This is a genomic window from Flavobacterium galactosi, assembly GCF_048158585.1.
Lineage (GTDB): Bacteria > Bacteroidota > Bacteroidia > Flavobacteriales > Flavobacteriaceae > Flavobacterium > Flavobacterium galactosi.
This window is the reverse complement of record NZ_JBLNKV010000002.1, coordinates 461,203-474,479: the sequence shown is the minus strand read 5'-3', so window position 1 is coordinate 474,479 and position 13,277 is coordinate 461,203. Positions and strand designations below refer to the sequence as shown.

Below are 13,277 nucleotides of genomic sequence, written 5' to 3'. Positions count from 1 at the left end.
TATCCTTTAAAGAAATTTATAATAATTGAGTAATGGGAATGCTATTGTACTTTAATAATTTTTTTTGGTTATTTTTTTGTCTCAATATCATTATAGATTTTATTAGTAGAAGGATTAGCATCTTTTCAAGGTTTTAGTAGGTTAGCAATAGGGAGTAGTTTAATTCTTGAAAGCTTTTATTTAATGAAATTGACTTTAATAAAAAGCTACTAATTTAGAGCTTTGAAATAAAATGATTTTGTTAAATGGAAACGGATTTTAAACGGCATGAACCCTTTTTTTATAAAACCCAATTAATGTTTCGTTTATTTCTTTTAGTTCTGGGGTGAGAAATGTTTTCTGACCATTTTCATCGTTAGTTAATTCAAGATGACAAACAGTACATTTAAATTCTTTGAAATGATTTGTGACATTTCTAGTTGTGATAATTTTATGCCCAAACAATGAACACAAAATGTTTTTCTTCAGAAATTTTTCTTTGATTTCAATTGTGTTCATAAATTTGAGTATTAAGATTTGGGAAGATAAACGTAATAAATAATCGTTTAAATAGCAAATAAAATCGACAAAATACATTTTATGTTAATAAAAATATAAAATTACTTACAAATAAAATAAATACCAATTCTTTTTTGTCTTATAAAATCAAAAAAAATCCCCAATCACTTTCGCAATTGAGGATGGAATATTTAAGTGCAAGAACTGTAAAATTTGACTGAACACTGTAACTAGCTCTTCTCTTCTTTATTGAAATAAACTAAATAATAATACATTTGTTTTTCTTCATCCCAACCTTTTTCAACAAATTTTTCTGCACTTTCAGGATTGATGAAATCCATTTTTATTTGGATATGTGTATCTAAATTAATTACATTTTTGATTGATTTTCTTGCGTCTGAAACTGCAGCATTGGCAATAGGGAAAGAAGTTACATCTTCAATGCTATATTTTTCTCCTTTGTCTATTTTGTAATTTTTGAATTCTGGAATCAAATCCGGGTTGTCTAAAACTTCATTTAAGAAATTAGTTTCTTCAAACTGATCATTTTTAGCAAAATAATTCACGGAACGATTCATGAACATCACTTCTTCTTTCTTGTCTTCGGCAGGAAAAACAACGTCTTTGGCGAAGTTCTGACAGAATTTTAAATATTTTTTAGTAATGAAATTTTCATCCTCAAAAGCATCTACTGAAAGAAAATGTTCCAGCCAATATCTTGCATCATAACGGTTGCTATCTACTGTTAGGATTTTATAACCTTCTTCTTTTTTATAATTAAAGATTAAGCATCCTTTGTCTAATTTATTTAAATTTACACCTTGTTGCAAAATCATTTCTAAGTGCGTTTCCTTTTCCTCAAATTGTAAAAAGTCAGCTTGTATCTCACTTTTGAATATTCCTATGGCGTCCACCACATTATTATCAATACTCACATTTGTTAAATACGTAACATATACTTCTCCATTCTTGATGTGTGGATGATTGGATTGCTCAAATAAGTGTTTCGTGATTTTTTTTGAAACTTCATGAATAGTACTTGGGTTTTCAAAAATTTCCGTTGCAAATTTGAACATGTCATTATAATCCAAATCGATTTCATGTGCAAATTGAAAATAGTTTTCTTCTTTTTCTCTAAAAGGTTTAAAGAAAAACTCCTTCATCAACGGTACAATTTCATCATTTAAATTAAACGGTTGCTCTGATAAAAAAAGAGCTTCGTTTCTGCTTTTATTACCAACTCTATGAATTGATAAGTTCTCGATATGGGTATTATATAAGTTGATCATATATTGTATTTAATATTTAGATGAGAGAGCCAAGATAAATGACAATTTTTAAGTCTTTCATCTTGGCTCTTGATGCTTATTCGCTTAGTTATTTAATTCCAATTCTCCTCAAACCCATAGTCTTCAAAACTATCATCTCCTTCAAACATGTCTAAATCATCTTCGTCCAGTCCATCTTCAAATTCATCATTATAGTCATCGGCATTATCTGATTCAAAGTTTTTTTCCATAGCTTCATCAGGCATTTCACCGTGAGAAAATATCGTTTCTGGATATAGATTTCCAAGAATCTGGTCTTCTACTGCGGCTAATTCTACAAGGAAAGTCCACATGTTGATGAAATCATATACATAGATAATTTTGGTGTTTTGTTTATCTAAAATATCCGATAACTGATAATCGCTCATTACTTTTTGTTCCCCTGGAATATCTCCGGTATCAAAAAGCGAAATTTCGTCTTCCTGATTCCATGTTTCATCACAAGTATAAAATGAAGCCACTTCCATTCCGTCAAAACCAAAGGAATTAAAGATAGCATTGTGTAAATCTTCTAAAGTATCGTCTTCAAGTATTGCAATGTCTCTAAAAACATCATCTTCTGCGTCTAGAATTACTCTAAATTTATAAACCATAATCTTTGTTTTTGTTGAAAGGTCAAAGGTAAAATTTAATTTTAGATTTTATCCCGAAGTTTCGGGACAGATTTCAGATTTGTTGATAAGATTTTTGCGTATGATTCTGTAAGGAGAGTATGTGATTGATTGTCTTTTTTTCTAAAATAGTAATGTGTTTTAAAAATTAAGATGAGCTGTTTCTAAATTTATCGGTAATTCGTTTTCGAATGATGTGATACTTTTTATGATTTGGATAACTTCTGTTCGCGGTCATATTATTGAAAATTAAAGCTACAATCAGTAGAATAAGTACACCACTTAGAACAGGATATAGCACATACCAATAGCCAAGCATTGTAATTTTTGGAGAACCAATTATTGCAATCAATGCGGTAGCGCCTCCAGGAGGATGTAACGTTTTGGTTGCTTGCATTAAAACGATTGAGAATGAGACAGCTAGAGGAGCACTTATCCATAAAATATCGGGCGCAAATTTAGCTACTGTAACTCCTACAATCGCCGATACAAGATGGCCACCAACAAGATTCCTGGGTTGGGATAATGGACTTTGGATTGCGCCATAAACCAAAACACTTGAAGCACCAAAAGAGCCAATCAAAAAAACTACATCTGAATGCAGTAGTGTTTTGGATTGCATATAAGCCATTAGACCTATACCGATAAACGATCCTAAAAAAGCCCAAAAATGTTCTTTGAAATCAACTAAAGTTTCTTTGTAAAGAATGTATTTAGTTTTACGATAATTCCTTTTTATTTTTTCAATTGGCATAAACTATTATTTTGATAAACTGGCAGAATAGGAGTACACAGTGAATGGATAAATCATTTTGGCTGTGTATTTTGAAATCAGACAAGCAACCAAAATGGGAAGAAATAAAGTATAATCATTCGTTAATCCACAAACTAAGAAAATCGCTGTAAAGGGCGCATGAATACTGGCGCTTAAAACCGCAGCCATTCCAATAACCATAAAGTTTACAGGAATTACATTCGCTTTTAAATAGGTATTTAAAAGCAAAGCAACAAGTAATCCTAAAAAGGCACCAATGAATAGGCTTGGTGCAAAAACTCCTCCATCACCACCTGAAGCAAGCGTTGCCGAAGTTACTATTGGTTTTAGAAGTATTATTCCAATAAATGTCAGTCCCAATGAAAATGATAGTGTCACGTCATTCGAATGAACAAATATTCCCTTGATAGCATGATATCCTTCTCCATAAAGTTGTGGAAAAAAGAATAAGGAAATACTCAGAATTAGTGAGCCTATAAGAATCTTATAATAATGAATTTTTATTTTTGAAAATTGAGATTTAAATAATAAAACACAACGAGTAAGATAAACGGAATTGATTCCGGCTAAAATCCCCAAAAGTATAAAATACGGAATCGCTCTTAAATGCCAAGTTTCAATACTTACCGCAAACAAAGGTTTTTCATCTAATAAAGAAACAAGTCCAAAAGCTATTGCAACCGCAATCAAATTACTGATTAAAAACGCTCGGGTTACCTTTCGGGAAATAACTTCAATCGCAAAAAGAATTCCGGCAATAGGACTGCTGAACAAGGCGGTAACTCCGGCGGCAACTCCTGCACAGATCAATTCAGTTTTGTATTGTCTGAATACGTTTTGTTTTCTTTGGGCAACAGAACCAATAGTCGCAGAAGCAACAACGGTGGAAACTTCAATTCCTGTGGATCCTCCAAAAACAACAGTCAATAATCCGTTGATGAAATGGGATGGAATTTTATAATTGGGTAAGTTTTTGGACTTTGAATTCGTGCTTTCAAAAATTTCTTTAATCCCTTTATTTTCTTTTTTTCTAAAAAGATATTCTCTAAGGAAATATATTACGGATAGACCAAAAACCGGAAAAAGAATAATATATATAGGATTTAAGGAAGCCTGATAAAAAAATATTTCCTCGTAATATTCGGTTATTTTCTTTAATGAAATTCCTAAAAAAGCCGAAAGAAAACCAATTAGAACAGAAACAATAACTAATTTTTGAAATTTAATTAATTGGTAATTTTTTTTAATTCGGGTAGTATTGTTCATCTAATAATTGTTTTACAAACCGTAATTCCAAATAAAATAAAAATGATTTATTTGAAAAAATAAAGTTTTTGAGAGTATTACAAATTTAAAGAAAGAATCTTAGACTGGGGTTCTAAAATCAATATAAGTACTATTTTTTATGATTTATTTGTGAATTATGCTTTTTTAGCAGGTTAAAACGGTCTTATTTTTCATAAAATTCAATCGGAAGATTATCTGGATCAGCAATAAAAGTAAAAGGTTTGTTTGTTGTTGGGTCCAATCGTATGGCTTCAGACGCTATATTTTTTGAAGATAAAAAATCAATTGTTTGGTCCATGTCATTTACTTCAAATGCTAGATGGCGTAATCCAGTTGCTTCTGGTCCCGAAGTACGCTGCGGTGGATTTGTAAACGAGAAAAGTTCAATGATGTAAACGCCATTTAAAGCCAAATCAAGTTTGTAGGATTCTCTTTCCTCACGGTAAATTTCCCGAATAATTGTTAAGCCCAAAACATCGGTATAGAACGTTTTAGATTTTTGATAATCAGAGCAAATAATGGCTATATGGTGTACTTTGTTGATGGAAATCATAATTATTTCGTTTTATTTTAAATAAGTCATTTCAGGAAGATTCGCAGTTGGATCTTGCACTAAAGCCTCTGAATGAAGTTGGTGGATTATCGCTTTTGTTTTTTCGAGATTATCAATCCTAAAGAGGAATTGTACTTCATTTTCATCATCGGCATTTTGCCAAAGGTATTCTAAATACATTCCTTGGGATACATGAAACGCTTTGTCTTTTTCCAAAATAGCTTTGATGATTTCCAGCGGGACATTTTTGAGTTTGGCTAGAACGTGTGGCATAATTTTAATTTATTCGTTAAGTTTCCGAATCACTTTTGCTGGATTTCCAACAGCCAATGAATTATCAGGAATGTCTTTTGTGACAACAGAACCAGCACCAATAACACAACCATTTCCTATAGTTATGCCAGGGCAAATAACTGAATTTCCACCAATCCAACAATCGTCTCCAATAGTTATAGGTAAAGCATTTTCATGGGTCTTTCTCAGTTCAGCATCAAGTGGATGTGATGCGGTATAGAGTTGAACACCTGGAGCAAATAGCACATTAGAACCAATGGTCACTTTGGCACAATCTAACACAACACAATTCACATTAAAATAGACATTTTCTCCACAACTGATATTGTAGCCGTAATCACAAAAAAATGGAGGTTCAATATAAAGATTTGCTCCTGCATTAGGAATCAGCTCTTTCAGTATTTCTCGCGCTTTTTTGGTTACTCTATATTCGGTAACATTTAATCTGTGAAGAAGGTTTTTTGATTTTCGCCTGTCTTTTACTAAAACGCTATCACCAGCCAGATAATGTTCTCCGGCGATCATTTTTTCTTTTTCTGTTTTCATAAATGGATTCTAGTTTAGGGTAAATATAAAAGAAATTGCTCAGGAATACAACTCATCCTATAATTTCAACAGTTCAGTTACTTATTGTTTTTTAAGTCTAATTCCCGAAATATATTTGCCTAATCAAAAAAGAATATCATGAAGATTATTTATACGCTGACTATTTTATTGTGCTCGATAACGCTATTTTCACAGACAACGCTTTCCGGGAAAGTAGTCGATGAGAAAGGAAATCCAATAGTGGGAGCCAATGTCTTTATCGAAGGAACGTATGACGGTACTTCCAGTACTGAAACGGGTGATTTCACTTTTACAACTACTACAACAGGGAATCAAACTTTGGTGGTGAGTTTCTTAGTGTATGAAACTACAAAAATGATAATCGATGTTTCAAATTTTAAAAATAAAACTATAAAACTAAGAGACAATGTCAATGCATTGGATGCTGTAATAATTACCGCAGGGAATTTAGAAGCAGGCGACAAGGCAAGAGTTTCAGTGTTGAAACCACTGGATATTGTAACTACGGCAGGTTCGGCAGGGAATATTATTGCCGCTTTGCAAACGTTACCCGGAACGCAAAATGTGGGTGAGGACGGACGATTATTTGTTCGTGGCGGCGAGGCAAATGAAACGCAAACTTTTGTAGATGGGATTCGCGTAGCGCAACCTTACGGCGCTTCTGCTCAAAATTTACCTACACGCGGTCGATTTTCGCCATTTCTTTTTAATGGAATATCATTTTCCACAGGTGGTTATTCTGCTGAATATGGGGAGGCCCTATCCAGTGTTTTGTTATTGAACACGCAGGATGAACCCGACCAAAACAAAACCGAAATTTCGTTAATGACTGTTGGTTTAGGAGTTGGGAATACTCAAAAATGGAAAAAAAGTTCTTTGAGTGTGAATACCGCGTATATCAATTTGGCGCCTTACCAAGCTGCAATCAAGCAAAATGTAGATTGGAATAGTCCCTATCAATCTTTGTCTGGAGAAACGGTATACCGCTATAATTTCAATAACGGGATTTTGAAATTATACGCTGCTTTTGATTCTTCTAAATTCGACATCAATCAGGAAAATATCAATTCAGCACAGAAGATCAGAGTTGATTTAAACAACACTAATTTTTATTTTAATTCTTCCTATAAAGGCGGTTTTGGCAACAATTGGCAAATTACTTCAGGTTTGAGTTATGGTTACAGTAAAAATAAAATAAAATTGGATTCAGATGCTGTTGCAAATGATGAAAACGCCGCCCATTTGAAATTAAAATTAACACAACGTTTTTCTGAAAGAGTGAAATTGTCTTTTGGGGCAGATTATTTTATTACCAAATTCAATGAGGATTTCAAAGAGAATTTAGGAACTACAAATACGAATGGCTATAATTCAAATATCGGAGCAGTTTACACCGAAGCGGATGTTTTTTTCTCCAAAAAGTTTGCTGCAAAAGCTGGATTGAGAGCTTCATACAATGATTTACTAAATGAAACTGCTCTTTCTCCCAGAGTTTCATTGGCTTACAAAATGGCTAAAAATAGTCAGCTTTCATTAGCTTATGGAGATTTTTCACAAACGCCAAATGTGGACTATATCAAATATTCTAAGTTCCATCAATTCGAAAGTGAGAAAGCATTACATTATATTTTGAATTATCAATACAATAAAAATGGAAAAACCTTCAGAGCAGAAGCCTATTATAAAGATTACAGTAATTTGGTGAAATATGATACGCCATCAATACAATACAATTCGATGTTTAATAACAATGGTTCTGGTTATGCTAAAGGATTAGATTTATTTTGGAGAGACGGGAAATCGATTAAAAACTTAGAATATTGGGTTTCGTATTCGTACATCGATACGGAGCGAGATTATAAAAATTTTAGTGCCCAGGTTACTCCTAATTTTGTTGCCGATCATAGTTTGTCGATTGTTACTAAATATTGGATAAACGATTGGAAATCACAAATTGGATTCACAAATTTATACAGTTCCGGGCGACCGTATAACAACCCAAATGAAACGAAATTCATGAACGGAAAAACAAAATCTTATAACAGTTTGAGTTTCAACTGGGCGTATTTATTGACTTCGCAAAAGATTTTGTATTTCTCTGTCTCTAATATTTTAGGAAGCCAAAATGTGTATGGTTATGATTATGCGAAAAATCCAAATACAGCCGGAGTTTATAATAGGGTGGCCATTACGCCAACTGCAGATAGGTTTTTCTTTCTGGGATTCTTTTGGACCATTAGCAATGATAAAAAAGAAAACCAATTGAAGAATCTTTAAAAGGAGTCATAAAGTCAAAGTTATAATGTCCCCGTAAACGTATATTTCTTCAACTTTATGACTTTTGACTTTATGACTTTCGTCTAAATAACAATTCATCCATTAAAATCAACAGTTCAGTAAGTATAAATTTAATAGGAATAAAAACAGAGATACTTTTGAAGTATAAATTAAAAGTTTCAATCGTCAAAATAGTAATCATCTTTAAAAACAGAAATCATGACAAAAGTTATCACCGCAATCGCATTATTTATATGCAGTTTATTATCAGCTCAAGGGCAATTTGAGCAAGGAATGGGAAAAGCATTCGGACTTTGGAAGGAAGGAAAAAGCACTGAAGCTTCGGATTTGTTCGAAAGAATTGCAGGAGCAGAAAAAACGAGTTGGCTGCCTAATTATTATGTTGCGTTGGTAAATACAAGCACTGCTTTTGGAACACAGGATAAAGATAAAATGAATTTGTTGCTTACAAAAGCGCAAAATGCATTGGATACAGAAATGGGTAAAAATCCAAATAATGCAGAATTATTAGTGATGCAAGCCATGATTAATACGGCATGGATTGTTTTTGATCCCATGACGAATGGAATGTTATTATCTGGAAAAACAATGGAATTGTATGCCAAAGCAGAAGCAATAGCACCAGAAAACCCAAGAGTAGTTTTTGGTAAAGCAGAGTTTCAAATAGGAGGGGCCAAATGGACAGGAATTGACACTAAACCTTTGTGTGGTCAAATTGAAAAATCAATCGGACTTTTTGCTACTTTTAAACCGGAAACTCCTTTCTCTCCAAAATGGGGATTGGATAGAGCAACTGAAGCATTGAAAAACTGCAAATAAAATTTACTAGAAAAAATTAAACTAAGAAATGGAAAATCAAAGGATACATACCTATACAGAATTTAAAAAAGGAACAATTGTTTCTCTTAAAATTGCTTTGATTTTTACTTTTGTATTTTCTTTAATCCAAGGCCGTTTTGATTTTGAAACGGTGTTGACCACTTTTTGGGTAAGTTCATTGTATTCTTTTGGGATTGGTTTTGGTAATGGTGTAATCAACTCGCTTCTGAATAAGAAATGGGATTGGTTGGAACACACTAATTTAAGAGTGTATTTTGGAATAATAGCTACAGTGTTGTATACGGTTCCGGTTGTTTTAATAATTGATTATATTACTTTCGTGGTTTTTCAAAAAATGAATCCTGCTGAGTTTTTTAATGACAGAATGATATGGGTCCACTTATTTTATATCATACTTTCTTTAGGCGTTTCGACTTTTATGCATGCACGGAGTTTTATGGCGAATTGGAAACAGGCTTCAAGAAAAGAAGTAACGGAACAAAAAATAATTGCAGGCACAGCTTCGGCAAAGTTTGAGAGTTTAAAGAATCAAATTGACCCGCATTTTCTTTTTAATAGTTTGAATGTTTTAAGCTCTTTAATTGAAGAAAATCCAGAGAATGCGCAACGATTTACGACTTCATTGTCAAAAATTTATCGCTATGTATTAGAACAAAAAGATAAAGAGTTAGTTTCAGTTGAAGAGGAATTGGCTTTCGCCAAAACTTATATGAACCTGCTCAAAATGCGTTTTGAAAATAGCTTGTTTTATGAATTGCCAACAACAACTAGCAATCCTCAAGCAAAAGTGGTTCCACTTTCTTTACAGCTTTTATTGGAGAATACGGTGAAGCACAATGTGGTTAGTGAACAAAGGCCTTTACACATTCGCATTACGATTGAAGGAGATTACCTTGCTATTCAAAATGAGTATCAAAAGAAAGAAGTATTGCAAGATCGCCAAGGTGTAGGATTGCAAAACATCATCAATCGCTATGGAATTATTACAAATAGAAAAGTATTGATTGAACAAAATGAAAAAACCTTTACGGTCAAAATACCCATTTTAACCAAACAAATTTCGGTTATGGAAACGAATAGTAATTACAGTGAAAATAGTGCTTATTACCGAGCTAAAAAACGGGTTGAAGAACTTAAAGGCTTTTATGGAAACTTAATTTCATACTGTTGTGTCATTCCTTTTTTAATATTTATTAATCTAACTTATTCTCCACATTTTCAATGGTTTTGGTTTTCGGCTGCAGGCTGGGGATTTGGATTGCTTATGCATGCTTTGAAAGTTTTTGGATATAGCACCAATTGGGAAGAAAGAAAAATTCAAGAGATTTTGCAAAAAGAAGATAATAAACAAACTTGGAAATAGTATTAGCATTCCGTTATAAATGGAATTTTTATGACTGAACCTGAAGTAATTTTAAATATAAACATCATGGAAAATAACAATCAAAACGAGGAACGTTATTACAAAGCGAAAAAAAGAGTAGAGGAAATTAAAGGTTTTTATGGGAATTTAGTAGCCTATATTGTTGTTAACATTGGACTTTTAGTGATTAATTTACTCACTTCTCCCAAACATTTGTGGTTTTATTGGCCTATGTTAGGCTGGGGAATTGGGGTTGTTTTTCATGGCATGAAAGTTTTTAATTATATGCCATTTATAGGGAAAGACTGGGAAGAGAAAAAGATTAAAGAGTTTATGGATAAGGAAAAAGAGAACAAGGAGACTTGGAGATAATTTAATTTTGAAAGAAATGGGAAGATTTAGAAGAAGGATGTTAAATGATTATAATACGGAAGCGTATAATCCGGACGAGCGCTATAATCTAGCATACAAAAGAGTAAAAAGGATCAAAGGTTTTTACGTTCATTTAATTGTTTATGTCATTGTTAATGCATTTATTGTTATTTCAAGTTTTAATCGAAGCTTACTCGACAACGAGATATTCTGGCGTTGGGAAACTTTTTCAACAGCATTATTTTGGGGAATTGGATTAACAGCTCATGGACTATCTGTTTTTGGAAGAAATATATTTTTTGGGTCTGAGTGGGAAGAGAAAAAAATTAAAGAATTAATGGAAAAAGAAAAAAGTGAGAAATGGGAGTGAAAATGAGTTTTCAATCCCATGTTTCAGTTAACCAAATAACCAAATAAACGATTCACCATTAAATGACGACAATAATAATTGAAGACGAAAAACCATCTGCAAGATTGCTACAACGAAAACTTGAAAAGCTACATATTCAAGTAGGGGTGATGTTGCATTCAGTAGAAGAATCTATTGATTGGTTTTCTAAAAATAAACATCCGGATTTGATCTTTTTGGACATTCAATTATCGGATGGATTGTCTTTTGAAATCTTTGAAAAAGTAGCTATCAAAAGCGCCATAATTTTCACGACGGCTTATGATGAATATGCGTTGCGGGCCTTCAAATTAAATAGTATTGATTATCTTTTAAAACCCATCGACGAGGACGATTTGGAAGTGGCAGTTTCTAAATTTAAAACGCGCTTACCAAAACAAGAAACAGTACAATTGGATTTTGAGCAAATCAAAAGAATGCTGATCAATCCATTTGAAAAAAATCATAAAAAAAGGTTTACAGTAAAAATTGGACAACATTTGAAAGTAATCACTACTGATGAAATCGAATGTTTTTTTAGTGAAAATAAAGGAACCTACATTCATACTTTCGACAATAGAAATTATTTAATTGAAAATACGTTGGAGTTTTTGGAACAAGAATTAAATCCTCTAGATTTCTTTCGAATCAATCGAAAATTCATTATATCGCTTAAAGCAATTAAAGAAATTGTGTTGTACAGTAATTCTCGTTTGAAGGTTATTTTGCCTTCTTACAAAGAGGATGAAGTGATAGTAAGCAGAGAAAAAGTTTCCGAATTTAAAACCTGGATTGGGTAATTAAAGTAATAAAAAAAACTGTTTCAAAACTTCAAACAAAATCCATAAAAGGAAAATATTAAGTGAAGGCTTTTGAAACAGTTTAGTGATTTTTAGCTCTTGAAATTATTCAAATAAGGATCTGATTTCTTTTTCAGTTTTGCCTAATTTTTGTTGTAATTTCCCCCAAGTTTCATCTTCTTTTCCTTCTTCAAACAATACATCGTCATCTGTCAATTCCGCGAATTTTTGTTTAAGTTTTCCTTTTAATTCATTCCAGTTTCCTTTAATCTCTTTTGAATTTGGCATAATGTATAGTTTTAAATTGATATTATTTCTTTTACAAATTTGGTAATTGAAAACCGTAAAACTGTTATGTAATTAAGAGGATTTGTTGTTTAATTTTTGGTAAATTGTTTGGAATTTTGAATGCTTTCGAAATAAAGTAACGACACTTTTTTAATTAAATTAAAAACAGAGGTGATTTCATTTAAATTACTGGTGTTTAATAAACTGAATTTTTATAATAGATTATGTCTATGGTTGTTTTATACCTTAAAAACTGTTTTTCGGATTCCAATTAATGCGAAAATAAACAACGTGTAAAGGATAAAAAAGGGAATGATGTATTCTATTAAATTTAATGGCAGCATAACGGCAATAATCAATAATTGAAAGCCTAATCCGTAAATTGAAAGTAGCGTCATAAACCAATGTGGGAATGTTTTTACCTTGTACGCCTCTTTGTCAAGGGTGTGAATTATTTTGTCAAAAGTGCCATAAACAATCGTGTAAATCCGGAACAAGAGATCCACTGATTTTTGACTTTCTCCAGGCAAAGCTTTGGGGGATTTGTATTCGAAAATTTTACTGGTTGCATCTCCTCCAACAGATTTGTTCCTTAAAATTACATAGTAGTAATTGTATAAAGTTCCTTGTAACTGGATGCCGATAAACGCTAAAATAGTAAGCCAAAGTGTAGTTTTTGAAACATAACAAATGGTCATAAAAAGCAAGAGGTTTAAGATGATATCAAATACACTGTCGAGGTATCTTCCGGTATAGGAAGGCGTGTTTTTTATCCTTGCCAGTTCTCCATCGGCAGCATCAATTCCCGATTTCAAAATGATGAAGAAACTTGCTAAAAAGTAATGATTTTGTAAAATACAGTAAAGTGCAATAAGACCTGAAAGCCCAAAAAGCAGCGTAACATGAATGGGCGTAAATCGGGTATTCTTTAATTGATTGGCTAAGAATTTCCCGAATGGTCTTCCGTAATCTGATAAATCTAAAAATTTATCTGGAGCAGCAAGTTTAGACATTT

16 protein-coding genes are annotated in these 13,277 nt (G+C 32.4%); 6 read left to right on the top strand and 10 right to left on the bottom strand.

Annotated elements, in window-relative coordinates; all coding sequences use genetic code 11:
* Positions 1 to 258: 258 nt before the first annotated feature.
* The 8 genes from ACM55M_RS06130 to ACM55M_RS06095 form a co-directional block, all read right to left on the bottom strand.
* Complete coding sequence (locus ACM55M_RS06130) at positions 259 to 498, bottom strand: hypothetical protein (protein WP_416846438.1); 240 nt, start codon at positions 496 to 498, stop codon at positions 259 to 261.
* A gap of 230 nt (positions 499 to 728) precedes the next feature.
* The gene (locus ACM55M_RS06125; protein ID WP_416856698.1) at positions 729 to 1,787 is read right to left on the bottom strand and encodes a nucleoid-associated protein; all 1,059 of its coding nucleotides are present in this window, start codon (positions 1,785 to 1,787) and stop codon (positions 729 to 731) included.
* Between the two features lie 92 nt (positions 1,788 to 1,879).
* Positions 1,880 to 2,419: an IS1096 element passenger TnpR family protein gene (locus ACM55M_RS06120; RefSeq protein ID WP_416856697.1), complete on the bottom strand. Its 540-nt coding sequence runs from the start codon at positions 2,417 to 2,419 to the stop codon at positions 1,880 to 1,882.
* 166 nt (positions 2,420 to 2,585) lie between these two features.
* Complete coding sequence (locus tag ACM55M_RS06115) at positions 2,586 to 3,191, bottom strand: HPP family protein (protein ID WP_416856696.1); 606 nt, start codon at positions 3,189 to 3,191, stop codon at positions 2,586 to 2,588.
* A 6-nt stretch (positions 3,192 to 3,197) separates the two neighbouring features.
* Positions 3,198 to 4,478, bottom strand: a complete 1,281-nt coding sequence (locus tag ACM55M_RS06110) for a chloride channel protein (protein WP_416856695.1) — start codon at positions 4,476 to 4,478, stop codon at positions 3,198 to 3,200.
* Between the two features lie 184 nt (positions 4,479 to 4,662).
* A complete protein-coding gene (gene gloA2, locus ACM55M_RS06105) occupies positions 4,663 to 5,052 on the bottom strand; it encodes an SMU1112c/YaeR family gloxylase I-like metalloprotein (protein WP_416856694.1) in 390 nt (129 codons plus the stop codon).
* A gap of 12 nt (positions 5,053 to 5,064) precedes the next feature.
* Positions 5,065 to 5,325 carry a hypothetical protein gene (locus ACM55M_RS06100; protein ID WP_416856693.1) on the bottom strand — a complete coding sequence of 87 codons (261 nt, stop codon included), beginning with the start codon at positions 5,323 to 5,325 and terminating at the stop codon, positions 5,065 to 5,067.
* A gap of 9 nt (positions 5,326 to 5,334) precedes the next feature.
* On the bottom strand, positions 5,335 to 5,892 hold the full coding sequence (locus tag ACM55M_RS06095) for a sugar O-acetyltransferase (protein WP_416856692.1): 558 nt from the start codon (positions 5,890 to 5,892) through the stop codon (positions 5,335 to 5,337).
* Positions 5,893 to 6,030: 138 nt separating this feature from the next.
* Between ACM55M_RS06095 and ACM55M_RS06090 the strand changes: the two genes are divergently transcribed.
* From ACM55M_RS06090 to ACM55M_RS06065, 6 genes are all read left to right on the top strand, one after another.
* Entirely contained in the window at positions 6,031 to 8,190 is a 2,160-nt protein-coding gene (locus tag ACM55M_RS06090; RefSeq protein ID WP_416856691.1) for a TonB-dependent receptor, read from the top strand.
* Between the two features lie 219 nt (positions 8,191 to 8,409).
* Positions 8,410 to 9,030 carry a hypothetical protein gene (locus ACM55M_RS06085; protein WP_416856690.1) on the top strand — a complete coding sequence of 207 codons (621 nt, stop codon included), beginning with the start codon at positions 8,410 to 8,412 and terminating at the stop codon, positions 9,028 to 9,030.
* 28 nt (positions 9,031 to 9,058) lie between these two features.
* Positions 9,059 to 10,414: a 2TM domain-containing protein gene (locus ACM55M_RS06080; RefSeq protein WP_416856689.1), complete on the top strand. Its 1,356-nt coding sequence runs from the start codon at positions 9,059 to 9,061 to the stop codon at positions 10,412 to 10,414.
* A gap of 66 nt (positions 10,415 to 10,480) precedes the next feature.
* Entirely contained in the window at positions 10,481 to 10,786 is a 306-nt protein-coding gene (locus ACM55M_RS06075; protein WP_416856688.1) for a 2TM domain-containing protein, read from the top strand.
* Positions 10,787 to 10,802: 16 nt separating this feature from the next.
* On the top strand, positions 10,803 to 11,156 hold the full coding sequence (locus ACM55M_RS06070; protein WP_416856687.1) for a 2TM domain-containing protein: 354 nt from the start codon (positions 10,803 to 10,805) through the stop codon (positions 11,154 to 11,156).
* Between the two features lie 62 nt (positions 11,157 to 11,218).
* Positions 11,219 to 11,974 (top strand): LytR/AlgR family response regulator transcription factor, encoded by a 756-nt coding sequence (locus tag ACM55M_RS06065; protein ID WP_416856686.1) that lies wholly within the window; start codon positions 11,219 to 11,221, stop codon positions 11,972 to 11,974.
* 105 nt (positions 11,975 to 12,079) lie between these two features.
* Here the strand turns inward: ACM55M_RS06065 and ACM55M_RS06060 are convergent, their stop codons facing one another.
* Both ACM55M_RS06060 and ACM55M_RS06055 read right to left on the bottom strand, forming a co-directional pair.
* Positions 12,080 to 12,262, bottom strand: a complete 183-nt coding sequence (locus tag ACM55M_RS06060; protein ID WP_416835302.1) for a CsbD family protein — start codon at positions 12,260 to 12,262, stop codon at positions 12,080 to 12,082.
* Positions 12,263 to 12,501: 239 nt separating this feature from the next.
* A complete protein-coding gene (locus ACM55M_RS06055; protein WP_416856685.1) occupies positions 12,502 to 13,275 on the bottom strand; it encodes a CDP-alcohol phosphatidyltransferase family protein in 774 nt (257 codons plus the stop codon).
* Positions 13,276 to 13,277 lie beyond the last annotated feature (2 nt).

Coding starts and splice junctions, on each gene's coding strand:
- ACM55M_RS06130 (WP_416846438.1), bottom strand. CDS start 498: ATGAACACAATTGAAATCAAAGAAAAATTTCTGAAGAAAAACATTTTG.
- ACM55M_RS06125 (WP_416856698.1), bottom strand. CDS start 1,787: ATGATCAACTTATATAATACCCATATCGAGAACTTATCAATTCATAGA.
- ACM55M_RS06120 (WP_416856697.1), bottom strand. CDS start 2,419: ATGGTTTATAAATTTAGAGTAATTCTAGACGCAGAAGATGATGTTTTT.
- ACM55M_RS06115 (WP_416856696.1), bottom strand. CDS start 3,191: ATGCCAATTGAAAAAATAAAAAGGAATTATCGTAAAACTAAATACATT.
- ACM55M_RS06110 (WP_416856695.1), bottom strand. CDS start 4,478: ATGAACAATACTACCCGAATTAAAAAAAATTACCAATTAATTAAATTT.
- gloA2 (WP_416856694.1), bottom strand. CDS start 5,052: ATGATTTCCATCAACAAAGTACACCATATAGCCATTATTTGCTCTGAT.
- ACM55M_RS06100 (WP_416856693.1), bottom strand. CDS start 5,325: ATGCCACACGTTCTAGCCAAACTCAAAAATGTCCCGCTGGAAATCATC.
- ACM55M_RS06095 (WP_416856692.1), bottom strand. CDS start 5,892: ATGAAAACAGAAAAAGAAAAAATGATCGCCGGAGAACATTATCTGGCT.
- ACM55M_RS06090 (WP_416856691.1), top strand. CDS start 6,031: ATGAAGATTATTTATACGCTGACTATTTTATTGTGCTCGATAACGCTA.
- ACM55M_RS06085 (WP_416856690.1), top strand. CDS start 8,410: ATGACAAAAGTTATCACCGCAATCGCATTATTTATATGCAGTTTATTA.
- ACM55M_RS06080 (WP_416856689.1), top strand. CDS start 9,059: ATGGAAAATCAAAGGATACATACCTATACAGAATTTAAAAAAGGAACA.
- ACM55M_RS06075 (WP_416856688.1), top strand. CDS start 10,481: ATGGAAAATAACAATCAAAACGAGGAACGTTATTACAAAGCGAAAAAA.
- ACM55M_RS06070 (WP_416856687.1), top strand. CDS start 10,803: ATGGGAAGATTTAGAAGAAGGATGTTAAATGATTATAATACGGAAGCG.
- ACM55M_RS06065 (WP_416856686.1), top strand. CDS start 11,219: ATGACGACAATAATAATTGAAGACGAAAAACCATCTGCAAGATTGCTA.
- ACM55M_RS06060 (WP_416835302.1), bottom strand. CDS start 12,262: ATGCCAAATTCAAAAGAGATTAAAGGAAACTGGAATGAATTAAAAGGA.
- ACM55M_RS06055 (WP_416856685.1), bottom strand. CDS start 13,275: ATGTCTAAACTTGCTGCTCCAGATAAATTTTTAGATTTATCAGATTAC.